Origin of the sequence: Natranaerofaba carboxydovora (assembly GCF_022539405.1) — a bacterium.
GTDB lineage: Bacteria > Bacillota > Natranaerobiia > Natranaerobiales > Natranaerofabaceae > Natranaerofaba > Natranaerofaba carboxydovora.
Window position 1 is genome coordinate 2,869,433 of sequence record NZ_CP054394.1, and the last position, 23,602, is coordinate 2,893,034.

27 protein-coding genes are annotated in these 23,602 nt (G+C 37.2%); 2 read left to right on the top strand and 25 right to left on the bottom strand.

The features are described from left to right. Positions 1–46: 46 nt before the first annotated feature. The gene (gene spoIID, locus ACONDI_RS13560; protein ID WP_241079080.1) at positions 47–1,096 is read right to left on the bottom strand and encodes a stage II sporulation protein D; all 1,050 of its coding nucleotides are present in this window, start codon (positions 1,094–1,096) and stop codon (positions 47–49) included. Between the two features lie 114 nt (positions 1,097–1,210). Here spoIID and ACONDI_RS13565 point away from each other — a divergent pair, with 114 nt between their 5' ends. After that, positions 1,211–1,474, top strand: coding sequence for a Smr/MutS family protein (locus tag ACONDI_RS13565; RefSeq protein ID WP_241079081.1), 264 nt, complete (start codon positions 1,211–1,213; stop codon positions 1,472–1,474). Positions 1,475–1,563: 89 nt separating this feature from the next. Here the strand turns inward: ACONDI_RS13565 and murA are convergent, their stop codons facing one another. From murA to ACONDI_RS13670, 22 genes are all read right to left on the bottom strand, one after another. Next, positions 1,564–2,841 carry a UDP-N-acetylglucosamine 1-carboxyvinyltransferase gene (gene murA / locus ACONDI_RS13570; protein WP_241079082.1) on the bottom strand — a complete coding sequence of 426 codons (1,278 nt, stop codon included), beginning with the start codon at positions 2,839–2,841 and terminating at the stop codon, positions 1,564–1,566. Between the two features lie 235 nt (positions 2,842–3,076). Next, positions 3,077–3,784 (bottom strand): YwmB family TATA-box binding protein, encoded by a 708-nt coding sequence (locus ACONDI_RS13575; RefSeq protein WP_241079083.1) that lies wholly within the window; start codon positions 3,782–3,784, stop codon positions 3,077–3,079. Positions 3,785–3,854: 70 nt separating this feature from the next. Continuing rightward, a complete protein-coding gene (locus ACONDI_RS13580; protein WP_277397858.1) occupies positions 3,855–4,439 on the bottom strand; it encodes a YueI family protein in 585 nt (194 codons plus the stop codon). 353 nt (positions 4,440–4,792) lie between these two features. Next, entirely contained in the window at positions 4,793–5,209 is a 417-nt protein-coding gene (locus tag ACONDI_RS13585; RefSeq protein ID WP_241079084.1) for a F0F1 ATP synthase subunit epsilon, read from the bottom strand. Between the two features lie 42 nt (positions 5,210–5,251). Next, the gene (gene atpD, locus ACONDI_RS13590) at positions 5,252–6,688 is read right to left on the bottom strand and encodes a F0F1 ATP synthase subunit beta (RefSeq protein WP_241079085.1); all 1,437 of its coding nucleotides are present in this window, start codon (positions 6,686–6,688) and stop codon (positions 5,252–5,254) included. A gap of 18 nt (positions 6,689–6,706) precedes the next feature. Next, a complete protein-coding gene (gene atpG, locus ACONDI_RS13595) occupies positions 6,707–7,588 on the bottom strand; it encodes an ATP synthase F1 subunit gamma (protein WP_241079086.1) in 882 nt (293 codons plus the stop codon). A 42-nt stretch (positions 7,589–7,630) separates the two neighbouring features. Next, entirely contained in the window at positions 7,631–9,154 is a 1,524-nt protein-coding gene (atpA, locus tag ACONDI_RS13600) for a F0F1 ATP synthase subunit alpha (RefSeq protein ID WP_241079087.1), read from the bottom strand. Positions 9,155–9,161: 7 nt separating this feature from the next. Next, positions 9,162–9,707: an ATP synthase F1 subunit delta gene (gene atpH, locus ACONDI_RS13605; RefSeq protein WP_241079088.1), complete on the bottom strand. Its 546-nt coding sequence runs from the start codon at positions 9,705–9,707 to the stop codon at positions 9,162–9,164. Then, positions 9,704–10,189, bottom strand: coding sequence for a F0F1 ATP synthase subunit B (gene atpF, locus ACONDI_RS13610; protein ID WP_241079089.1), 486 nt, complete (start codon positions 10,187–10,189; stop codon positions 9,704–9,706). The genes atpH and atpF overlap by 4 nt, the downstream gene beginning before the upstream one ends. A 59-nt stretch (positions 10,190–10,248) precedes the next feature. Then, positions 10,249–10,509 carry an ATP synthase F0 subunit C gene (gene atpE, locus ACONDI_RS13615; protein ID WP_241079090.1) on the bottom strand — a complete coding sequence of 87 codons (261 nt, stop codon included), beginning with the start codon at positions 10,507–10,509 and terminating at the stop codon, positions 10,249–10,251. A 112-nt stretch (positions 10,510–10,621) separates the two neighbouring features. Continuing rightward, positions 10,622–11,125: an ATP synthase Fo subunit C gene (locus ACONDI_RS13620; RefSeq protein ID WP_241079091.1), complete on the bottom strand. Its 504-nt coding sequence runs from the start codon at positions 11,123–11,125 to the stop codon at positions 10,622–10,624. A 66-nt stretch (positions 11,126–11,191) separates the two neighbouring features. Beyond that, positions 11,192–11,737 carry an ATP synthase F0 subunit C gene (gene atpE, locus ACONDI_RS13625; RefSeq protein ID WP_241079092.1) on the bottom strand — a complete coding sequence of 182 codons (546 nt, stop codon included), beginning with the start codon at positions 11,735–11,737 and terminating at the stop codon, positions 11,192–11,194. Between the two features lie 36 nt (positions 11,738–11,773). Then, positions 11,774–12,436, bottom strand: a complete 663-nt coding sequence (gene atpB, locus ACONDI_RS13630) for a F0F1 ATP synthase subunit A (protein WP_241079093.1) — start codon at positions 12,434–12,436, stop codon at positions 11,774–11,776. A 24-nt stretch (positions 12,437–12,460) separates the two neighbouring features. Then, entirely contained in the window at positions 12,461–12,856 is a 396-nt protein-coding gene (locus ACONDI_RS13635; RefSeq protein WP_241079094.1) for an ATP synthase subunit I, read from the bottom strand. 30 nt (positions 12,857–12,886) lie between these two features. Further along, a complete protein-coding gene (locus tag ACONDI_RS15875; RefSeq protein ID WP_420848149.1) occupies positions 12,887–13,078 on the bottom strand; it encodes an AtpZ/AtpI family protein in 192 nt (63 codons plus the stop codon). Between the two features lie 327 nt (positions 13,079–13,405). After that, positions 13,406–14,629, bottom strand: a complete 1,224-nt coding sequence (locus tag ACONDI_RS13640) for an acetyl-CoA C-acetyltransferase (RefSeq protein ID WP_420848150.1) — start codon at positions 14,627–14,629, stop codon at positions 13,406–13,408. A gap of 77 nt (positions 14,630–14,706) precedes the next feature. After that, on the bottom strand, positions 14,707–15,873 hold the full coding sequence (gene wecB, locus ACONDI_RS13645; RefSeq protein WP_277397782.1) for a non-hydrolyzing UDP-N-acetylglucosamine 2-epimerase: 1,167 nt from the start codon (positions 15,871–15,873) through the stop codon (positions 14,707–14,709). 125 nt (positions 15,874–15,998) lie between these two features. Further along, positions 15,999–16,442, bottom strand: a complete 444-nt coding sequence (locus tag ACONDI_RS13650) for a deoxycytidylate deaminase (RefSeq protein WP_277397783.1) — start codon at positions 16,440–16,442, stop codon at positions 15,999–16,001. A gap of 69 nt (positions 16,443–16,511) precedes the next feature. Beyond that, a complete protein-coding gene (locus ACONDI_RS13655) occupies positions 16,512–17,780 on the bottom strand; it encodes a serine hydroxymethyltransferase (RefSeq protein ID WP_277397859.1) in 1,269 nt (422 codons plus the stop codon). Between the two features lie 59 nt (positions 17,781–17,839). Next, positions 17,840–18,304: a ribose 5-phosphate isomerase B gene (gene rpiB, locus ACONDI_RS13660; RefSeq protein ID WP_241079097.1), complete on the bottom strand. Its 465-nt coding sequence runs from the start codon at positions 18,302–18,304 to the stop codon at positions 17,840–17,842. A gap of 68 nt (positions 18,305–18,372) precedes the next feature. After that, positions 18,373–18,852, bottom strand: coding sequence for a low molecular weight protein arginine phosphatase (locus tag ACONDI_RS13665; RefSeq protein ID WP_241079098.1), 480 nt, complete (start codon positions 18,850–18,852; stop codon positions 18,373–18,375). 68 nt (positions 18,853–18,920) lie between these two features. Next, entirely contained in the window at positions 18,921–20,003 is a 1,083-nt protein-coding gene (locus tag ACONDI_RS13670) for an L-threonylcarbamoyladenylate synthase (RefSeq protein ID WP_241079099.1), read from the bottom strand. 214 nt (positions 20,004–20,217) lie between these two features. Here ACONDI_RS13670 and larC point away from each other — a divergent pair, with 214 nt between their 5' ends. After that, a complete protein-coding gene (gene larC, locus ACONDI_RS13675) occupies positions 20,218–21,444 on the top strand; it encodes a nickel pincer cofactor biosynthesis protein LarC (protein ID WP_241079100.1) in 1,227 nt (408 codons plus the stop codon). A 38-nt stretch (positions 21,445–21,482) separates the two neighbouring features. Here the strand turns inward: larC and ACONDI_RS13680 are convergent, their stop codons facing one another. Together ACONDI_RS13680 and ACONDI_RS13685 are read right to left on the bottom strand one after the other, a co-directional pair. Further along, on the bottom strand, positions 21,483–21,929 hold the full coding sequence (locus tag ACONDI_RS13680; RefSeq protein WP_241079101.1) for a Fur family transcriptional regulator: 447 nt from the start codon (positions 21,927–21,929) through the stop codon (positions 21,483–21,485). Positions 21,930–21,950: 21 nt separating this feature from the next. Continuing rightward, positions 21,951–23,561, bottom strand: a complete 1,611-nt coding sequence (locus tag ACONDI_RS13685; protein ID WP_241079102.1) for a Na/Pi cotransporter family protein — start codon at positions 23,559–23,561, stop codon at positions 21,951–21,953. Positions 23,562–23,602 lie beyond the last annotated feature (41 nt).

A 23,602-nucleotide genomic window follows, 5' to 3' on the forward strand; every position in this document is an offset into this window, starting at 1 on the left:
AAAATGCCCTTATTTGTTTTATCTTTACAAATAAGGGCTAAGACTTCTAATTTATTCCTTTTATATTTATGTCTTGAAAATAGTAATCCAATATCTCTCGATAATTTGCACCTTCTTTTGCTTTCCCATCAGCACCGTACTGGCAAAGCCCCACACCATGCCCGAAGCCTCTAGTTTCTAATGCCCAGGTATTATAATCTTCTTTTGTCAATTCAAAGTTAGCAGAATTCAAATTTAGCATGTGCCTTATGTCCCGACCGGAAACTTTTTGATCGCCAATTCTTGCTTCCATAACCCTGCCTGTGCTAGATCTGCTAAGAACTTCGATAGGTACTTCATTACCTGCAATTACAGTGTCTACGTTATCAACTTGGCTTGAAAATAGCTTTGCAATTTCGTCTTCTGAAAATTTTTCTGTTTCATTGTACCGATCAGAATGTTCACAGTAGCCACAGTCCACCGACTCGATATAAGGCTTATCATTATCCCAAACTTTACTTGACGATTCTGTATGCCCACCACAAGTTGAATGATACGGTGCCTCTTTTACAGGGTTACCATTGTACGTTAGGATTTTACCTCTGGTTCCCTCCACGCTATCAACAACTTTATCCCAGAGTCTTTCTCCATCTTCTCCCCAAGAAGTAACAGCTTCTTCTCTCTCTACCCAATCCTGACAGTGATCCGGGTCAGTACAAACATCTGCGCTACTATTGTTACATCCACTTCCTCCAAACTCTTCAAGCCTTGAAATAGTATAGCTTCTAGCCGTTACTGCCTGTGCTTTAAGAGCTTCGATGTCAAAGCTTGGCGGCATCTCAGCCGCAACTACTCCGACTAAATAATCTTCCAACTCTTTTTCTACATTTTTTTCTTTATTGTGGTTGTATACTATTATAGTGTCTATTTCTTTTGTTTCGGCTTTTTCAACTAAAGGAGGTATTTCCTTCTTTTCTTCTAGCTCCACCTTTGGCTTTTCATGTTCTTTTTCATCTGTAATCAAAACTTCTGAAGCAACTACAAAAGTTAAGAGTATAACTCCCGTTGGAATGAGAATTTTCTTCAACAGAGCTTTGTAATAAAAATTTTTTCTCAAATCCTCCACCCTTTACGATTCTTTTTGTTAGACATTATAATCTATGTAGAATTTTATTTATTATGTCATTTGAATGGAGTTTTTTAGCTCTAACTTAGAAAGGGGAGAATCAATATGTCAAAGCGTAAAATCACTTTAGATCTACATCCTATTTTCAATAAAGGGGATAAAATAGATGAAGCTTTATATAATGCTTTTGATGAAGCTATAAAAACCAAGGCTAAAGAATTAGAAATTATATGTGGAAAAGGAAGTGGCCAATTAAAAAAGAGGATACTTCGTTTTCTTGATCAAAAAGAGATTAAGTCTCAGTATCACAGGCTAAAAAAGGATCCTAAAAATTATGGTCGTGTGTTTGTATACTTTAAATGGAAGTAAAAATCCGGATAATGGACCAATATGATATGATCCACTATCCGGATTAAATTTAATTCTGTAAAGTTTTGATTTTACCATCACTTCTTATCTTAGAGTACTTTTTTTATATTTTCATGGTCTTTCCATATTTCTGCTCCAAGCTTTGATAGCTTATCCATAAAACCGTAATATCCACGTTCTAAATGATACATATCGTGTACCTGGGTGGTTCCTTCAGCTACTAGACCTGCAAGGACCAAGCTTGCTCCTGCTCGCAAATCAGTAGCTTTAATGGGTGCACCAAGTAACGAGGATGCACCGTTAATAATTGCGCTGTTGCCCTGAACAATTATATTTGCATTCATTCTTTTCAATTCTTCTACATGCCTGAATCTATTCTCGAATACTGTTTCTGTTACGATACTCTCTCCAGGCACTGTTGACAGTAAAGATACCATTTGAGGCTGCATATCTGTAGGATAGCCAGGATAAGGAAGAGTCTTTAGTTTCACAGGTTTTAATTGCCTTCCTTTGGATTTAATTCTTACATTTCCATCTGATTCTGTAACCGACACTCCCATTTCTTCCATTTTTCTCATAACTGGCTTTACATGCTCTGATATTACATTTTCTATTAATACATCCCCACGTGATATAGCTGCTGCAGCCATGAAGGTTCCCGCTTCTATTCTATCAGGAATCACAGTATGTTCAGTACCACTTAATTCTTTAACTCCCTCTATTTTTATGGTATCAGTACCTGCCCCTACAACTTTAGCCCCTAATTTATTTAAAAAGTTTGCCAGGTCAACAACTTCAGGCTCTTCGGCAGCATTTTCTATGACTGTTTCTCCTTTTGCCCTTGTTGCAGCCATCATTAAGTTTTCTGTAGCCCCTACACTTGGAAAGTCTAAGTAAACTCTATCACCAATTAGATCATCACAAGTTGCTTCCACAAAGCCGTGGTTAAATTTTATATCTGCACCAAGTGCAGCAAATCCTTTCAAATGTAAATCTATTGGACGACTCCCTATCGCGCAGCCACCGGGAAGTGGGATGCGAGCTTTTTTCATTCTAGCTAAAAGCGGTCCTATTACCAAAAATGATGCTCTCATTTGTCTTACAAGTTCATCTGATGCTTCAACTTCTGTTAATTCTGAACTATCAACATCTATTTCTCCATTTTCACCAAACTCCACTGAACATCCCAGTTGCTTTAAGACCTCGCAGATGGTTAATACATCTTTTAACGGTGGAACTTCTTTGATAGTATTTTTTGATTCAGCTAATAGAGTAGCTGCTAAAATTGGAAGTGAGGCGTTTTTGGCACCACCTATTCTAACTTTTCCTTCCAAAGTTTTGGCACCAGCTATATTAATTTTTCCCAATGTTTCATTCCTCCCATTCCTAGATCATTTACAAACCATGTTATTTTTCTAAATAATAAATGTATTTTCAGACAAGCATATAAAATGCCGAATAATAGGGATTTGCCTCTACCTACGTCCTATTTTGAACTTTCGACTTCTATAATAAATTATCCTTCTTATTTACAAAAAATAATAGGTGTCAATTTTTACATAGGCCTTTTGAATTATAAAAGCTAAATCAAATTACCTAATATTAAAAAGTTTTATCCATCACAGGAAAGGCAATTATCAGCTTATATCTATTATTTTCATTGTCATAATCTGAATTGTCTTTCATGACAATAATCTGTAAGTTTATTTTTCTATCTTCTAATTTTATATATTCATTAATATTTTGTTTATATCCAGTAACACTTGTATAGTCTTCTTTTTCAATCAAGTTAGTATTACTTAACCCGAAATGTTCGGTGAGATTTTTTGCTACACATTTTGTTTTGCACTCATTATCCTTAACGTTAATATAACCTTTCACATTATAAGAATATATGCTATTTATTTTATATCGTGACAAAGTTAGTTCGATATTTTTTAGGTCTTTATGAAGGTTTTTTCTTTTAGAAAGTAATTTATCATTAAGAGATATCTCAATCCTATCTCTATTTTGTACATCAAAGTTAAATCTATCTCTATCTAGCTCACTGTTTTCAATAATAATTTTATACAAATTATTGTTGATGAAAGAATTGTTATCAGCCGAAATATAAATATAAGACTTTTCAAATGTAAAATCATTAGTACTCACTAATTTATATAATGCATCATTCAATGTTTTTATGTCAGCGATTTTATTTTCTACTTTATCCATCCTTGCAATATTAACATTAAAAGTTTGTGTTGAAAACAAAAAAATAAAAATAAGCAAAAATAACTTGTTATTTAAATTCATTGTGAAATTTTTCAATTTTATCCCCTCCCATATAACTCTTCATAGTACATTGTTGACATTTCTGGAGGGGATGTATTCAATGTTTTTATTTTTCGCAAGACTCACATTTTTTACCCATTAATTTGTCTATTAAACCCAGCCTTTTATAGTTTAAGGCCTCTTCTGGAGCTTTTTCTTCAATAAGCTGAAAACAGTCATCACAAATAGTTTCACCCACTGCATCAATTAAACTCTGAGAGAGCCCCTGTTTTTTCAACCTTTTTTCCCTTGTTTCGACCATTATCTCATTAACTTCTACAGCTTCATCACTGGCAACAATTAAACCAATCGGCCCCTTATATGAGTTTGAGTGCACAGTATTAAAGGAGATTCCATTTTCCCTTGCAGCATTAATATAGTCTCTTGCATACTCTAAATCTACTTTTCTACTAACTTTCAATATTTTTGCTTTTGGGTGATTCATGGCATCTATAATCTCATCGTATGTCCCTTCTTCATGAATTTGCTCAAAAGTTAGTGCTTTAATCACTCTCTCTCTAAACTCACCCAGATAACGATTTTTTTCATCTCTCTTTAACTCGGGCGTGCCATGTATACCTACTGTTAATACCTGCTTTAACTTTGACTTTTTGCTGAATGTTTTTTTTGAAGAGGAATCTGAAGATGAAATGGTTTTTTACCCCCTAAAATAAACATCTTAATCTTGATTCCGGTGCAAAAAGTCTATTCACAAAAGTAAAGTGTTTTTAATTGATACATCTAAAACTCGTCAGCGGTCGAAATAAGGCTTCCAAATCTATGAACTCATCCTAAGTTCGATTAGCTAATGACATCGGCGTCATTAGACCTTATTTCTCCCGCCTCCTCGTCAAGATGTATTATAATTAAAAACAAAACTTTGCTCATATGACTTTTTGCACCAGAATCAATCTTTTAAACTGCATTCAGTCTAGTTTTAGAAAACAAAACTGGCCTTTTCCACATAATAACAAAGTTCCTAGGAAAAGGCCAGTTTTTTTGAGTTTATTTTCCTGAAAATTTCTCAGCTGTCCGTATTCTGGTAAGAGCACGGTTTAAAGCAGCTGTAGCTCTTGCTTCATCTATTTTTTCATTCTTGCTATTTAAGCGGTCTTCTGCTCGTTTTTTTGCTTCTTCTGCTCTTTCTTTGTCTATTTCTTCAGCTAATTCAGCTCTTTCGCATAGTATGGTCACTTTTTTAGGTGCCACTTCTAAATATCCAGACCCGCTTATAGCCACGGCTTGAGTTTGTTTTTCTTTTTTAAAAGTCAATGGAGAAATTTGTAGCTTCGTCACCAATGGCCTGTGATCAAAGAAGACATTAAAGCGACCTTCAACAGAGTTCGCCGAAATAACTTCTACATCATCTGAAAAAACCACTCTTTCAGGCGTGACTATTTCTAACTTGAATTCTTGTGCCATTTCAACACTCCCCTACACTTAAACTTCCGGGCTTATTAAAAGTTATTTGGCAATTTGTTTGCCTTTTTCGACAGCTTCTTCAATTGTTCCTACCATATAAAATGCATCTTCTGGCAAATCATCATGCTTTCCTTCTAATATCTCTTGAAAGCCTCGCACAGTTTCTTTAACAGGTACATATTTACCTTCCATACCTGTAAACTCAGCAGCAACAAAGAAAGGCTGACTTAAAAATCTTTGCATCTTCCTTGCTCTAGCAACTGTCAACTTATCCTCATCTGAAAGTTCATCCATACCAAGTATTGCAATAATGTCCTGTAGTTCTTTGTATCTCTGTAATACCTGCTGAACATTCCTTGCAACGTCATAGTGATCCTGGCCAAGCACCTGTGGATCTAGAATCCTTGATGCAGATACAAGTGGATCAACCGCAGGGTATATTCCCTGTTCTGCAATTGAACGCTCAAGATACGTACTAGCGTCTAAGTGGGCAAAAGTTGTTGCCGGCGCAGGGTCAGTAGGGTCGTCAGCCGGTACATAAATAGCTTGTATTGAAGTGATTGAACCTTTCTTTGTTGAGGTAATTCTCTCCTGCAGCTCTCCCATATCAGACTGAAGTGTTGGCTGATAACCAACAGCTGACGGCATCCTACCAAGAAGGGCAGAAACTTCCTGACCTGCCTGGGTAAATCTAAAGATGTTATCAATAAACAATAGAACATCCTGACCCTGGGTATCTCTAAAGTACTCGGCCATAGTAAGACCTGTAAGGCCAACCCTTTGCCTAGCACCAGGAGGTTCATTCATCTGTCCAAATACAAGGGCAGTCTTATCAATAACACCTGATTCTTTCATCTCAAGCCATAGGTCGTTACCTTCCCTAGTTCTTTCTCCGACTCCAGCGAATACAGAGTAACCACCGTGCTCATAGGCAATATTTCTGATAAGTTCCATAATCAAAACAGTTTTACCAACACCGGCACCACCAAAGAGACCGATTTTTCCACCCCTAGAATAAGGGTTTAGTAGATCCAAAACCTTGATACCTGTCTCTAATATCTCGGTAGAGGTATCCTGCTCGTCAAATTTTGGCGGCTCTCTGTGAATTGGGTATTCTTCGTCACCTTCTACTTCTTCGCCACCATCAATTGTATTTCCAAGTACATTAAACAATCTTCCAAGAGTCGGTTCTCCAACAGGTATACTTATTGGTTTACCAATATCACGTGCCTCCATCCCTCTTACCATACCATCAGTAGAACTCATAGCAACGCATCTTACTATATCATCACCTAAATGCTGTACAGCTTCTAGAGTTATATCAATTACCTGTGTTGCTTTATCCTGTTCAACAATCTCGCCTTTTTCATTTAATCCAGATTCTATTTTTACGGAGTTATAAATATTTGGAAGTTCCCCCTGAGGGAATTCGATATCAACAACCGGACCAATAATTTGCTGGACTTTGCCAACACTCATCCATTAATACCTCCCTTTCTATTCTAGGGCTTCAGCCCCATTAACTATTTCTAATATTTCCTGAGTAATGCTAGCCTGCCTAGCTCTATTATAAGTTTTTGTTAAGTCTTCAATCATTTCATCAGCATTATTCGTTGCATTACCCATTGCAGTCATTCTTGCTCCATGTTCAGATGTTTTAGATTCTAATAGCGCTAGCAAAACAATATTTTCCACATATCTCTCAAGAAATTCCCCTAGAATAGCCTCTATTGAAGGTTCAAATGCATAAAGTTGCTCTTCAATATCTAGCTCTTCTTCCGTGTCCTTTTCAGTGATTATAACATCTTTCTCCATGGGCAAAAGCTTTCGTGCTACAGGAACTTGAGTCAAGGCGTTCTGAAACTCATTATAAACGATGATTAACTCGTTTATCTCGCCATTAAAAAACAATTCCATAGCTGGCTCTGCAATCTTTTTTGCTTCTTCTATCGTTGGATTATCAGGCATATCTAGATACTCGGATACCACTTCATAATTACGTTTTTTATAAAAGTCTCGGACTCTTTTTCCTACCGAAATTATCCGCGGCGAACTAACCCCTTCTTTTTCCATATGCTCATTAGCTTCTCTTACAACATTTACGTTGTAACCGCCACAAAGGCCCCTATCTGCAGCTACTATTAAGTAGCATGGTTCCCCCGTATCATTTTTTTCCATTAGTGGATGACTTTCCCCGTGAAGCTGGTTTATAACTCTTAAAATTGACTTTCTCATCGCATCTTCATAGGGCCTTGCTCTCTCTAATCTATCCTGTGCTCTTCTAAGTTTTGCAGCTGCAACCATTTCCATAGCGCGTGTAATTTTCTGGGTATTTTCAACACTTGATATTCTCCGCTTTATCTCTCTTGTACTCTGCAAACCCGAATCACCACCCTCCTACAAAGGACTCCTTAACTTTATCTACATCATTTCCGGATCTTTTTTGAAGGCTTCTTTAGCTTCTTCTACTACTTTGGCTAGTTTATCTAAAAACTCATCAGATAGCTTTTCGCCTTTTCTGATCTCTTCTTTGATATCCCTATTGTTGTTAGAAATATATTCTAGCATGTATTTTTCAAAGGTTAAAATCTTCTCTACTTCTAAGTCATCTAGATAACCATAAGTTGCAGTAAAGATCATAATAATTTGATCTTCCACTGCCATTGGTTGATATTGATCCTGCTTAAGAATTTCAACAGTTCTTTTACCTCTTTCAAGTCGTTCTTGTGTCGCTTTGTCAAGGTCAGTCCCAAACTGCGCAAATGCTTCTAGTTCCCGGTACTGCGCAAGGTCCAGGCGAAGACTACCGGACACCTGCTTCATAGCTCCAAGCTGTGCTGAGCCACCAACTCTCGAAACAGAAAGTCCAGCGTTAATGGCTGGTCTCTGTCCAGCATAAAATAGGTCACTCTCTAGATAAATTTGGCCATCAGTAATTGAAATAACGTTAGTTGGAATATAAGCAGAGATGTCCCCTGCCTGAGTCTCAATGATTGGCAGCGCAGTAAGGGAACCCCCGCCAAACTCATCAGAAAACTTAGCCGCTCTTTCTAGTAACCTGGAGTGTAGGTAGAAAACATCACCAGGATAAGCCTCTCTTCCTGGAGGGCGTCTCAAAAGAAGCGAAAGCTCTCTGTAACTTGCTGCGTGTTTTGTTAAGTCGTCATACGCACACATTGCGTGCTTACCATTATCTCTAAAATATTCGCCAATACTACACCCAGCATAAGGAGCAAGGTATAATAACGGAGCTGGCTCACTGGCTGTTGCCGCTACAATGATGGTGTGGTCCAATGCACCATGTTTTTCTAAGGTATCTGCAACTTGTGCAACAGTCGAGTTTTTCTGTCCGATAGCAACATATACACAAATAACATCTGAGTCTTTCTGGTTAATTATCGTATCTATTACGATGGCACTCTTTCCTGTACCTCTGTCCCCGATTATAAGCTCCCTCTGGCCTCTTCCAATAGGTATCATTGAGTCTACAGGCTTTATTCCAGTTTGGAGAGGCTCTTCAACAGGTTGACGTTCGATAACCCCAGGTGCTTTAACCTCAACTGGTCTTGATTCTTTTGCCTCAATCGGTCCTTTACCATCAAGAGGTTCACCTAGAGGATTAACAACCCTTCCTAATAGTTCTTCTCCTACAGGCACCTCAACGATCCTTCCGGTCCTCTTAACTTCATCACCTTCGTTAATCTTTAGATAATCACCAAGGATAACACAACCAACGTTATCTGTCTCCAGGTTCAATACCATGCCATATATTCCACCAGGAAATTCAACAAGCTCACCAAACATAGCATTGTCTAGGCCATGAATCCTGGCAATACCGTCACCAACGTAAAGCACCGTGCCTACATCAAAAACATCTACCTGCTTTTCATATTGTTCAATTTTCTCTTTTAACACATCACTTATCTCATCAGGACGTATGCTCATAAAACTATCACCCCGTTTTCCCTAGACTAGTCTTTTCAAGATTACCTCTAAGCTGATTAAGCTGGCCAGAAATGCTGTAGTCATAAACCCTATCGCCAACTTTTATAATTATACCACCGATAATTCTATTATCCACTACATTTTCTAGCTCAACTTCTTTATTTGTCAAGTTTGACAATTGTTCTTTTAATCTTTCTTTTTCATCTTCAGTTAATTCGTAAGCAGTCTTTACTTTACAAAGGACTTTGTTCCTTTCCTGCCTTACTTTGTCCATAAAGTCAAAATAAATGAAAAGCAGTTCATTCTCTCTATTCTTATCCACCAAAAGTTTTAGAAAGTTTTTAAGCTCTATTGGCTGCTGTTTCATTATACTTTGAATAAAATCTTTTTTCTCCGTATTTGTTACAATAGGATTTTCAAAAAACTTTTTGAAGTTTTTATCTTCGCTGTAAAAACTCATTAAATCAGTAAAACCTTCTTCTAAAGTATCCAGAATTTTCTTTTCCTTACCGACTTTAAACAACGCTGTAGCATATCTGTCTCCTACACTCATGATACTTCGCCTACCTCAGAAACATATTTTTCTACTAGCTCTCGATGCTTCTTATCATCTAATTTTTCTTCAATGATTCTCTCTGCTACCTGGATAGTCATATCAGCCACTTCATCCTTAATTGTTGAAATTGCTTTATTTCTTTCCATCTGAATTTCTTCTTTTGCTTTTTCAATCATCATATCAGCTTCTTTTCTTGCATCTTGTTTTGCCTCAGAAATTAACTCATCTCCTCTTGATCTTGCTTCTTTTATTATCTGCTGGGCTTCACTTGTAGCATTCTCAAGTTTTTCTTCATATTCTGCCCTTAGCTTTTCAGCCTCTTCTTTTTTCTGTTCTGCTTCTTCCAAGTTATTTTTAATTTCCTGTCTTCTGTTTTCTAAAAAATCCCCCATTGGTTTAAATAAATAACGTTTTAACAGGTAAAATAAAATCAATATGTTTACAAGCATTAGGAAAAACTCGTAACCTATGTCAACCAAGGTGCGTAGGCCCCCTTTCTATCTAATTATTCTGTCCGAACATTTTTTTGACCGCAGTCTTATAGCATCCCAAGAAGTGGGTTTGCAAATAACAAAATGAGCGCTATAACTAGACCGTAGATACCTGTAGTCTCTGCTACCGCTGCACCTAAAAGCATAGTCCTTATTATATCTCCTTGAGCTTCAGGCTGCCTACCAACGGCTTCCGCACCTTTACCTGCCGCAAATCCCTGTCCTATTCCTGCACCTATACCTGCAATCATTGAAAGTCCAGCGCCAATAGCGCTTGCTGCTAATACTAAAGATTGACCATCAACCATAATAAAAGCTCCTCCTTTTTAGCATAATTTTTTTCGTATAAATTAATAACTTAATGTAAATAATTAAACTTTTTATTAAAATTAATCCCACCCAATCACTTATTTAAACAAACTAATTAAGTAAAGGGTTAGCAAATAATAATACCAAGGCAATTACCAGGGCATAAATCCCTGTCGTCTGTCCAACTGCCTGACCAAGAAGCATAACTCTAACAATGCCGTTCTGGTGCTTTGGTCGTGCACCTGTAGCTTCTGTGCCTTTCCCAGCTGCAAATCCTTGTCCTATACCAGGGCCTACCCCCGCAATCATAGAAAAACCTGCACCAAGGGTAGAGGCAATTATTACTAGGCCAATACCTTCTGCTCCAAGTAGTGGGTTTGCAAATAATAATATCAATGCCACTACAAGGGAAAATATTCCTGATGTTTCTGCTACAGCAGCGCCTAACAGCATAACAAGGGTTATATGCCTACCTTTATTTTTATTTTTACCAACTGCTTCGGCACCTTTGCCAGCAGCAAAACCCTGGCCTACGCCAACTCCAATACCTGCAATCATTGCTAGTCCTGCTCCTATCGCACTAGCTGCCAGGACCACTTCATGTACTTCTAACAATTCGGATACGCCTCCTTTCCGGCCAAACTAACCGGCTTTTACTTCATTAAATCCTAACTTTAGGTCTTATAGTATAGCTACAAGTGGGTTAGCGAAAAGAAGTACCAATGCTATAACAAGTGCATATATTCCTGTGGTCTGACCAACTGCCTGACCAAGTAACATAGTTCTTACAATAGTGCCCTGTCTTTCTGGATGATCACCAGTAGTCTCAGCTCCTTTGCCCGCTGCAAAACCCTGTCCTATGCCCGGGCCTATCCCAGTTATCATCGAAATTCCTGCACCAAGGGTAGAGGCAGCTAACACCAGCCCTGCTCCTTCCATAGTAAGGAGAGGATTTGCAAACAGCAATACCAGTGCAACTACCAAAGAAAATATCCCTGATGTCTCTGCTACAGCAGAGCCCAACAACATTACTACTGTGACCTGGCGACCACGCTCTCTATGACGCCCTACAGCTTCCGCCCCTTTACCTGCTGCAAAACCCTGTCCTATACCAGGACCTAAACCGGCAATCATGGCAAATCCAGCACCTAAAGCACTAGCTGCTAGTATAAGCTCTCGGGGGTCAAATTGGCCTAGCCATTCAAAGAACGCATTAATTAATTCCAACTACAACCCTCCTTTATCAAAACAAGTAGTAACACTCTACTCCATAGCAATTGAAATATACGTCATCGTTAACATAACAAAAATAAAGGTCTGAATCACTCCTGCAAAAATATCAAAATACATATGAGGCACAACGGGGATAATTATTGGAGCAAAGCTATATAACAAATACATAATAATTATAGCTCCAAGCATGTTCCCAAACAAACGGAATGCAAGAGAAAAGGGTTGTGCCAATTCACTTATAATATTTAAAGGCAACAAAAATGGCAAAGGCTCAAGAAATCCCCTCATATATCCCCCAACACCTTTTGATTTGATTCCTGAAGCGTGGATTAGGATAAAGGTTATAAATGCTAGCGAGAAAGTCGTGTTTAAATCAGCAGTAGGCTGACGCACTCCAATCAAGCCTGTTAAGTTAGCAATTAAAATATAAAGTGTTATTGTGCCAACATATGGTAGGTAGCTTCTATTTTCCTTCCCCATGGTACTATCGACTAGCCATTCAACACCTTCATATACAAGTTCCATTATGTTTTGAAAATTTGTTTCTGGTACTTTCTGCAATTGCCTGGTGGTCAAAATAGCCAAAACCACAAGTATAACCATTATCACCCAGGTAGTTGTTACTGTTTCTGTAATTTGATAACCAGCTACCTCAAACATCACGGCTGGATCAAAATCTGTGCCATTCTCCAATATTTTAACCTCCTTTCCATGAAATTATTTTTGGGGCGGTAATAAATTTTTCCTTCTAAGGTAATCAATTGCCAGGTCATTCCACAGGATAACTACCTTAGGGATCATCAAACCTAAAACAGCAGTTAAAATATGCATATCATCTCGCTGCATAGCAACATATAGGGCAATAAATATCACCGCATATCTTAGCATATAATTAAAGATTGCATAAATACGGGCTTTGTTAGGTGAAAATCTCACGGCTTTTTCCAGAGTTTTAGATAACAATAACCAGCTTAACATCCCAAGTATTGAGCCATACACCCATCCCAACAAAAGCGGCCCAAAGTCAACAAGGGTAAATATTATTGTTCCTATGAAGAACACAAACAATGAATGTCGTATAACTTTAATTTTAAGATTTACTAGCTTATCCACTTTTAAAACCCCTAACCCTTGAAAAATTAATTATTTCATCAAGAGGCGAAAAGCATTATAAAAACCAACAATCACCCCCAGCACTGCTAATACTACTGGAATGGGTTGCCAAAAGTCAAGTTGTGTAACTAGATACCTCCCAAGCAGTATACCCCCTAGAATAGGAGTGATCATAACAATGCCTACTTGCCCCAGAAGGGCTAAATACTTAAGGTTTCTCAATCTATAATTTCACCTACTTTAAAACCACCAAATAAAATATGTAACATACAGCATTAATTTTAACTAAACTTTTAGTAGTTTTCAAATAAATCGAAAAATCTTTTAAAAGTTTCAAGCTACCAACTTTAAATTTCATAAGGGGTTTGTTCGACATGATATATTTTATTCCTTTTTTCATGAAGAATATCATAAGAATAAAAAGGTTTGGCGTTTTTCGAATATTCTAAATTTGCTAAATTATCAAAATATTTAACTCTGGACAGGGTTAACAATATTTATAGCGTGCATTTATCTTCGTAAAACTTTATAAATGCACGCTATTATAGTTTACAAAGTTTTTACAATAGTCGCTTCTCCCTGGCCTCCACCAATACAGAGAGATGCCAGACCATAACCTCCACCGTTATCCTGTAATGCATGTAAAAGCGTTACAAAAATCCTCGCTCCACTTGCCCCGATAGGATGGCCTATGGCTATCGCTCCACCACGTAAGTTAACTTTTTCAGGGTCAGGGTTTAGTTCTTTCATCACTGCTAAAGCCTGGGCTGCAAAAGCCTCGTTTAACTCCAGCACGTTAATATCAGAAAGCTCTAAGTCTGCGGCTTTTAAAGCTTTACCAACAGAAGGAACTGGTCCAAGGCCCATATGTTTTGGCTCTACTCCTCCAGAACCAAAAGAAACAATTTTTGCAATTGGTTCAAGGCCTAGCTCATCAACTTTTTCTTTAGATGCTAAAATGACAACTGCAGCTCCGTCATTAATTCCTGAAGCGTTCCCAGCTGTAACAGTTCCTTCTTTCTTAAATGCAGGCGGAAGTTTTCCTAGTTTGTCTTTTGTTACATCTTTTCTGGGAAACTCATCAGTATCAAAATAACTAACATTTCCTTTTTTGTCTTTTAATTCAACCGGAAAAGTCTCTTTCTCAAACAGTCCTTTTTCAATTGCTTCGGTAGCTTTTTGTTGACTTTTAGCAGAAAACTCATCCTGTTCTTCTCTTGAGATGTTATACTTCTCAGCCAAATTCTCTGCTGTAACGCCCATATGATAATCTTCCATAGCGCACCATAAACCTTCATTTATCATAGAGTCTTTTGCTTTACCATGTCCCATTCTTTGACCCCAGCGCATACCATCCAAAACGTAAGGTGCTCTAGACATATTTTCCATACCACCAGCTACAACCAAATCCTTATGCCCTATCATTATTGATTGAGCAGCAAGGTTTATAGTATGTAACCCGGAGCCACAAACTTTGTTTAAGGTTGTCGCCGGTGATTCTACTGGAATATCAGCATCTATAGCGGCTTTTCTAGCAGGATTTTGTCCAAGCCCAGCCTGCAGTACACAGCCAAGTACAGTTTCTTCAACTTCACTAGAGGATACACCAGCATCTTTCAAAGCTTCTCTGATAGCAAGTTCTCCTAATCTAGTTGCTGGAACTGAAGACAAACTCTGACCGTAAGCTCCTACTGGTGTTCTTTTCGCTCCTACTATATAAACTTCCTGAGGCACAATTATTCCCTCCTTTAAGATCCCTCTTAGTACTCTCATTAGAAACTCTCAAGAAAATGTATTCTTTTTTTAATTAAATATTCCTTCCTAAAACACAAAAATGTTTAGAAAATTCTTTACAACCATTCAGGCGGCTCTTTATTAGTAATCTCAAAATAAAATTTTATTGCCTCTATAATTCGCTTAGACGCCTTCCCGTCCCCATATGGGTTTTCAACTTTACTTATCCTTTCATAATACTCTCTATCGTTAATCAGTTTTTCAGTAGTTGATAGTATTTTTTCTTTATCTGTGCCAGCAAGAATTACTGTCCCAGCTTTCAGGGCTTCTGGACGTTCAGTTTTTTCACGTAAAACAACTACAGGAACACCAAGAGAAGGTGCTTCCTCTTGAATACCTCCTGAGTCTGTTAATATTAAATAGCTTTTGTTTAAAAGGTTGTGAAAATCTCTCATGTCTAGAGGGCTTATGAGAAAAACCCTTGGTAGATTTTTCAAAACTCTATCTACAGTTTCTTTCACAGCAGGGTTTGGATGTACAGGAAAAACAACTACAAAATCTTCATACTTGTTAACAAGTTCTTTAACGGCCAAGCATATCTCTTCCATAGGCTTACCCCAGTTTTCCCGCCTATGAGCTTCTATAACTATCACTTTCTTATTTTTTACAATTGGATCCTCTAAAATACAGTTTATTTCATTATTTTTAAACAAATACTCATCCGCTACAGAAGTTTTAATAGCATCTATAACCGTATTGCCCGTCACAAAAATATTATCCCTTTTTATGCCTTCGTTTAGCAAATTTTCTAAAGTCCCCCGAGTGGGAGCAAAGTTCAACTCACTAATTTCACTTACAAGGCGTCTGTTCATCTCTTCAGGAAAAGGAGTATATCTATCTCCTGTTCTAAGCCCTGCCTCTACATGCCCAACACTTGTTTTATTATAAAAGGCAGAAAGAGCCCCAACAAAAGTGGTTGTTGTATCTCCATGAACAAGAGCTAAGTCTGGGTTTTCTTTTTTTATAACTGTATCCAACCCATTTAAAACAGATGTCGTTATATCCGAAAGGGTCTGCCTGTCTTTCATAATATCCAAATTATAATCAGGGGTAATATCAAACAGGCCTAGAACCTGAGAGAGCATCTCCCTATGTTGGGCGCTAACAGCTACTACACTCTCCAAAACAGGCTCCTTCTCTAATTCTTTAACTAATGGCGCCATTTTAATTGCTTCAGGTCGTGTTCCAAATATTGAAAGGACCTTCAAGGGCTTATTGGCCAAATTTTATTCCTCCTATAATAACGTATCTAAGCATGATTCCGGTGCAAAAAGTCTATTCACATAAGCTAAGTGTTTTTAATTGATACATCTGTTCATACGACTTTTTGCACCAGAATCAAACATATCTATTTAGAATAAAGTATTAGCTCAACATCTGCTTCATTTAGTATTTCAGCAGATAGTTCATCTGGATAATACCCATCAAATACAACTCTCTTTATGTCGGCATTAATAATCATCTTAGCACAAAGAGAACAGGGCTGACTGGTAGTATACAGTACAGAGCCCTGTGTTGAAACACCGTGGAGAGCAGCCTGGATAATTGCATTTTGTTCTGCATGAAGTCCCCTACAAATTTCATGGCGTTCTCCCGAAGGTATATTTAACTCTTCTCTTTTACAACCCTTTTTATCGCAGTGGCAAATTCCCTGCGGCGCCCCGTTATAACCGGTAGCAAGTATCCTTTTATCTCTCACTAAAACCGAACCCACTTGTCTTCTAAGACAAGTGGATCTTGTTTTTACTGTTTTAGCTATCTCCATAAAGTAGTCCTGCCAACTAGGTCTCAAAATTTTCTACTCCCCTATCTCAATTTGCTTTTTACAATTATTTTATATTTGTTTAATATAGCTTACAGCTTATTGATACAAAGGAAATCTCTTAACTAAATCTTTCACCTGTCCTCTAACCTTATCTTGAACTTCTTTATCTCCCCTACCCTTGACAATTTCGTCAATCATTACAGCTACTTCTTCCATTTCTTTTTCTTTAAATCCTCTAGAAGTAACAGCAGGAGCACCTAATCTAAGGCCACTTGTTACAATTGGTCCTTCGGGATCGTTTGGGATAGCATTTTTATTAACAGTAATCTCTACTTCATCAAGCAGCTCTTCTGCTTCTTTTCCTGTCAGGCCTTTTTTCCTTAAGTCCACAAGCACCATATGGTTATCCGTTCCTCCAGATAGAAGGTCATAACCAAGTTCATTAAGCTTTTTGGCAAGCGCTCTTGAGTTTTTAACAACCTGTTCCTGGTATTTTGAAAAATCATCTGTCAAAGCTTCTTTAAGAGCTATCGCTTTTGCAGCTATAACATGCATCAAAGGTCCTCCTTGAAGACCTGGAAATATAGCCTTGTCTATTATTTGTTTATACTCTTCTTTACAAAAGATCATTCCACCACGTGGTCCGCGTAAAGTTTTATGTGTAGTTGTAGTTACAAAATCAGCATGTGGAATTGGATTTGGATGAAGCCCTGTTGCAACAAGACCAGCAATATGAGCCATATCTACTAATAGATAAGCACCCACATCTTTTGCTATTTTTGACAAACGTTCAAAGTCAATTTTTCTAGGATAAGCACTCGCACCTGCAACCACCATTTTAGGCTTTACTTCTTTGGCAGTTTTTTCTATTTCGTCATAATCTAGTAACCCATTTTCTTTAACACCATAATGATGAAATTCAAACATCTTACCTGACATGTTAACAGCACTTCCGTGGGTTAAATGTCCTCCATGAGCAAGCTTCATACCAAGAACTGTATCTCCTGGCTCTAATACACTTAAATAAACTGCCATATTAGCAGAAGCACCTGAATGGGGTTGTACATTAACATGCTCTGCATCAAACAGTTCTTTACCCCTGTTAATTGCTAGCTCTTCAATTTTGTCTACATACTCACAGCCACCATAGTACCTGTTCCCCGGATAACCTTCTGCATACTTATTAGTTAAAACAGATCCTTGTGCTTCCATTATCGCTCTAGTAACTAAGTTCTCAGATGCAATTAACTCAAGTCCTTCATTTTGCCTGTTTAGCTCGTCATTGATTATAGACGCTATATCCGGGTCAACTTCCTTTAAACCTTTATTAAAATTACTTTTAAGATTTTCAGTTTCAGCCTTAATACCTTATCACCTCTTTAGAAGTATTGTAATTAGTTTTTGTAACATCCTATTATGTTATTTTAACTTTTTTTGTATTTTTGTTCAATCTCGCTTATCTTCTCTACGCGCTTCTTATGACGCCCTTCGCCAAATTTTGTAGACATAAATATGTCTACGATTCTTAATGATGTATTTTTCCCCGTTATTCTCCCTCCTAAGGCAAGTACATTAGCATCATTATGTTCTCTTGCCATCTGGGCAGTGTATATATCATGACATTGTGCAGCCCTTATACCAGGAATTTTGTTGGCAGCAATTGAAATGCCTATCCCTGTGCCACATACCAAAATCCCACGGTCAATTTCTCCTTCTTTTAAGCTTTCGCCTAATTTGAGTGCATAGTCAGGATAATCAACTGAACTTTCATCAAAACAGCCAAGATTAACAACTTGATAACCTTGGTCTAATAAGTACTGATATATTTCTTCTTTTAGTTCATAGCCACCATGATCACTAGCAACACCTACGACTGATTCTTTATCCATATTCCTTATCAATCCCTTCCAGAATTTTTCTTAGCTCGCTATCATACTTTTTGCACTAAAATCAATTATTAGTTTTTTATAATAAGTTCCAATAATTTCTCGATTGCACTTTCAATTTCTTTATAAGTTTTTTCATAAATCTCTATAGCTTTGCCGAATGGGTCAACAATGTCTAAATCAGCTGACTCTTCCTCTACAAATTCTTTTAATGTATATATTTTGTCTGAGGCTTCAGGCATCATTTGGATAACACCTTCTTTGTGTGAAAGAGTCATGGTGAAAACATAGTCTGCTTTCTCTATCATATCAGGTTTTAACTGCCTTGAAGCATGCGAAGATAAATCCCCTCCGTTTTTTTCTACAACTTCTTTTGCCTGCTCTGAAGCACTACTTCCCTCAAAAGCAAATATACCCGCTGAAAAAACCTTAAAATTTTCTTTTATTCCTAACTCGTCTATTTTTCTTCTAAAAATATCTTCTGCTATACAGCTTCGACAAGTGTTGCCAGTACAAACAAATAATATATTCAACTTATCATTTGGTTTCATTGGGTGGTTCCCCTTTCTTAAGAACTTCTTTAAACTTCAAATTATTTCAAATCCTTATCTTTTAGGTTTTAAATTTTAATAATATTATTTCCTGCAGCTTTACTAAGTCTGTTTGCTATGGCTATCCCCATACCTTTTTCCTCAAACCCCCGGGCTATTATAATATCTACTTCTGACTCATCCATTTCCCTTAATTTACTATATAAATTCCTTGCAACTATATCCAAATCATTTTCAGGGCCAAGAGTCAAAATCTTATAAAAATTACTATACCCATTATTCTCACAGGATTTGTTTATTAAATAATCTAGCATCTCATCAGTTATCAGTATCCCAACTTTTAATCCTCTACTTTGATAATCTTCCCCTAAGGTTTTAATTTTTAGTACAATCTCTTCTTTGTTTTCCCCTTCGACCAACAGTAATTGAGCATTAGGAGCGTAGTGTTTATATTTCAAACCAGGCGAGGACGGTTTGTTGTTATTTGATACATATAACTTCACTTTCCCACCAAGCACTCTTTCCAAATCTTTTGGAGTTATTCCACCGGGGCGAAGCACTCTATAAGGATGAGAAGACATATCCAAAACAGTTGACTCCACCCCTACACCAGTAGGGCCCGCATCAATAATTACATTAACCCTTCCCCACAGGTCATGGATAACATGCTTGGCCCTTGTAGGGCTCGGTTTACCTGAAAGGTTAGCACTAGGCGCAGCAACTGGAACTTCTGCTTCTTTGATCAATTGAAGCGCCACAGGGTGCGAAGGCATTCTGACCGCCACCGTATCAAGCCCAGCAGACACCGAAGTTGGCACCGTTTTTTTCTTTTTTAATATTATGGTTAAAGGCCCGGGCCAAAAATGCCCTGCCAACTTATATATATCCTTGTTAATTTCGCACAGCCTGTCTAGATCTTGAAGGTCTGATATATGTAAAATCAAAGGATTATCCTGGGGCCTTTTTTTTGCTTTAAAGATTTTGTCTATTGCTGTATCACTTAGACCATTGGCACCAAGTCCATACACCGTCTCCGTGGGGAATACCACTGTGTTATTGTCAGCTAATTCTTTGGCCGCTTGTTTAATTAGTTTTTTGTCTGGGTTTTGTGGATCTACTTCATATAATTTGGTTGAAATTATTTTATTCATTTTTTAGCCTCCAAGTTTAAACAATTGGCATTTTCCTTTATAATATATAATATGTGTGAGGATAGCTTTCTATATAATTAAATTAATTCCTTCTAAAGCTTAGACCAAAAAACCTTGATACTACTTCAAAAAGTCTATTCACATAAATATAGTGTTTTTTAAATTATTTGTTTATGGTAATTATAGCACAAATTACAAGGAGGCAATGTTTAAATTGCAGATATTATATTTTGACTGTTTCTCAGGAATTTCCGGAGATATGATTCTTGGAAGCCTCATAGATTTAGGTGTTAACTTAGATGATATGCAAAATGAACTATCAAAACTAAATTTGTCAGGTTATGAGATTAAAAGTGAAAAAGTAGTCAAGAAAGGTATAAGCGGAACTAAAGTGGATATTGAAATAAGCAAAGATAGCACAAATAACAATAAAAAAAGGCATTTAAAAGATATAAAAAAGCTAATTAATGAAAGTACCTTGAGTAATGAAATTAAGAATACTGCTTGTGAAGTATTTGAAAAGTTAGCAGCAGCTGAAGCAAAGATACATAATACTACAAAAGAAAATATTCATTTTCACGAGGTGGGCGCCTTAGATTCAATAATTGATATTGTAGGTGCTGTAATAGGTATTGAACTTATAGGTGTTGACAAAATTTACTCCTCCCCCGTTCATCTTGGTAGGGGATTTGTCAACTGCGAGCACGGAAAAATCCCTGTCCCTGCACCTGCCACAATAGAGCTTGCAAAAGACATACCCGTATATTCTGAGGGAATAAACAAAGAACTTACCACCCCTACCGGGATAGCTATTCTTTCTACCCTTTGTTCGTCCTTTGATTATCTTCCGGATATGGTCATAAATGAGATAGGTTATGGCGCTGGAAATAGTGAACTAGAGCATCCAAATTTACTAAGATTAATAAAGGGGGAATTAAATATAGGGAATAAAAAAAACGTTAAAGAGGTGGATAAAGATTCGAATGAGGAATATATCTCAATTATTGAGGCAAATATTGATGATATGATTCCAGAACACTATAGCCATCTGATGGACTTGTCTTTTAAAAAAGGTGCTCTAGATGTATATTTTACACCTGTACAAATGAAAAAAAATAGACCGGCAACGAAGATTTCTATCATATCTTTCCCTGACAAAATAAACTTATTGAAAGAAATTATTTTAAAAAACACTACCACTTTAGGTGTAAGAAGTTATACTGCTAAAAGAGAAAGGTTAAATAGAATAAATATTGATTTTGACACGTCTATAGGCAAAGCATCCATAAAAGTCGGTTACAAAGGAAAAGAAGTATACAATTGGACTGTCGAATATGAGTCAGCTCTTAAGCTAGCCAAAAAAGAAAACATCCCATTAAAGGAAGTTTATAACATAATAAATAAAGAATTTTTAAGTCAAAAAAATAATCTTTTGGATTAGTATTGATTCTGATGCAAAAAGTCTAGTTGTATATAACTTTAGTCATTGCATTCAGGGCAGTAACCGTAAAATTTGACCCTATGATCTAATATTTCAAAGCTGTGTTCATCTTCTATTGTAGCTTCTAGTTTTTGCAGAAGGTCGTCTTTTACTTCGATTATTTTATGACATTTAACACATATCAGATGATGATGGTGGTGGCTTTTTTCGGATTTGTTAAGCTCAAAGCGACTTCTGCCATCTCCAAAGTTTAACTTGTGAAGCACTCCCAATTCATCTAATAGATCTAGTGTCCTATAAACTGTCGCAAGGCCGATATCTTCTTTTTTATCTTGGATTAACTTAAAAACCTCTTCAGCGCTTAGATGAGCGTCTTCATTTTCTAAAAAAATACCAAGTATTCGCTTACGTTGGGGGGTAAGCTTATAATCTTTAAACTTATCCTTATAAGCATTAATTTTTTCACTTTGGTCTTTCTTGTTCATTATAATCACCCCGACTAGTATTTAGTCTTCTCCTAAAACTACATGACATAAATTTGTTGAATGATCCCCGATACGTTCAAAGTTGCTTAATATATCAAGGTAAATTACTCCTGATGATGGATGGCAGCGCTTTTCATTTAACCTTGTGATATGATGCTTTCTCATTATTTTTTCCATTTCATCAATTACATCATCATACTCGATCATTTCTCTTGCTTTGTCCGCATCATTATTTTCAAGCGCTTCTACTGTCTCTATATACATTTTGTGCACTTTTTCGAAAAACTCTTGAAGCTCTTCTATGGCAGTATCTGTAAAGGGCAGGTTGTCTTCTATTCTGTTCTGGGCAAGACCAATTAAGTTTTCACTGTGATCCCCTACCCTTTCTATATCATTAACAGCATTCATAAGGCTTGTAAGCTGTCTTGATTGACTAACAGTCAAGGCATTATGGGAAATCTCAGAAAGGTATACGGTGATTTCTTTTTCTAATTGGTCCACTATAGTTTCTTTTTGCTGAACAGACTGCATTTTTTTGCCATCAGAAGTCACGAAAGCATCAAAAGCCTCCTCTACCATTTCTCCTGCAATCTTTGCCATTCTCACAACTTCATTTCTAGCATTTGCAATAGCTACAGTAGGTGTTCCAAGGACCCTTTTATCAAGATATTTACTGCCATGTTCTATATTTAGCTCTTCACCTGGAACAAGTTTTTTCATCAGCCTGGCAAATTGACTTGTAAAAGGTAAAAATATCAATGCCGCTCCAAGGTTAAAAATGGTATGTGCGTTAGCCACCTGTCTGGGCACAGTATCTGCAGTCATCTGAACCAAATCTGAAAACACTGGCAAAATCAACAAGAAAAAAAGCGTTCCAATTAAATTAAATGTTATATGAGCTGTGGCTGTTCTTTTGGCGCTTAAGTTAGCACCAATTCCAGCAATCAAAGTTGTTGCACAAGTCCCTATGTTGGTACCCATAATAAGCGCAAGGCCCGACTCAAAATCCAAAAGCCCTTGAAGGGTAAGAGCAATTATTACACCTGAAGCAGCACTACTTGACTGGACCATGACAGTAAAAACCGCCCCGGCCAAAACTCCTAATATTGGAATTTCACCAAAACGTTCTAATAAGTTTAAAAAAAGTGGTTCTTCACTTAAAGGTGCCATTGAATCGCTAAGAAGGGTCATACCCAAAAATAGTATACCAAAGCCCAAGGTTGCCTTCCCTATGTTTTTCTTAACCCTTCTTTTTGAAAACATAAAGAAAGCCATGCCTACTGCAATTGCAGGCAAAGCAAATTTGCCAAGATCAAAGGAAACCACCTGTGCTGTAATAGTCGTACCTATATTAGCACCAAAAATCGTTCCCACTGCCTGGCCGAGTCCAATAAGCCCGGCATTAACAAAACTAACCACCATTACAGTACTTGTACTACTACTTTGCACCAAAACTGTCAAACCTATGCCGGTTAGCATTGCTACAAAGGGGTTTATCGTCAAAACTTCTAAAATGTTCCTAAGCTTGTCCCCAGCAGCCTTTTGCATGCCTTCTGCCATTATGTGTATACCATAAATGAAAAGGCCCAGGCCTCCAAGTACACCAGTTATTATCTGGGTGAATAAATCCAAGATAAGACCTCCCGCAAAATCCAACAATATTTGCTACATTT